The organism is Pseudomonas sp. WS 5412 (assembly GCF_012985615.1).
GTDB classification, from domain to species: domain Bacteria; phylum Pseudomonadota; class Gammaproteobacteria; order Pseudomonadales; family Pseudomonadaceae; genus Aquipseudomonas; species Aquipseudomonas shahriarae.
Genome location: NZ_JAARMB010000066.1, coordinates 1 through 595, shown reverse-complemented (window position 1 = coordinate 595; position 595 = coordinate 1). Strand labels below are relative to the sequence as shown.

The window sequence follows — 595 nt, the reverse complement described above, 5'->3', positions numbered from 1 at the left end:
TGGTGGCCCTGCCCGCCGAGCTGACCCCGGCCCAGCGCCGGGAGCTGGCCCAGGGCATCGCCCAGGCTCTGGCCGACCGCTACGGCACAGCGGGCACGCTGGCCGTGCACACGCCCGACCGGGAGGGCGATCAGCGCAACCACCACGCACACATCCTGATGACCACCCGCCGCCTTGAGCCGTCCGGCGAGCTGGGCGAGAAGACCCGCGAACTGGACGACGTGAAGCGCGGCCCGCAGGAAGTCGAGTGGGTGCGGGCGATGATCGAGGCGCGCACCAACCACGCCCTGGAGCGGGCAGGCAGCGCCGAGCGGGTAGACCGGCGCTCACTGGTCGAGCAGCGCGCCGCCGCGCTGGAGGCGGGCGAGCTGGAGCGCGCCGCCGAGCTTGACCGCCTGCCGACCATCCACGAAGGCCCACGGGTGACGGCCATACGCCGGGAGTGCGAGCGCGAGCAGCGCGCCCCACTGGCCCCCGTCACCCGGCTCCAGGTGAACAACGACCGCCGCCAGTTGGCCGCTGATCGTGCCGAGCTGGGCAGCGTGTCGGCGCAAATCATCGACATCGAGCAGGCCCGCGCCGAGCGTGCAGCCCG

At 73.8% G+C, this 595-nt stretch carries 1 protein-coding gene; it reads left to right on the top strand.

Annotated features, from left to right (window positions below):
- Positions 1–2: 2 nt before the first annotated feature.
- On the top strand, positions 3–595 hold a 593-nt coding region (locus HBR94_RS28390), incomplete at its 3' end, for a MobA/MobL family protein (RefSeq protein WP_346342853.1).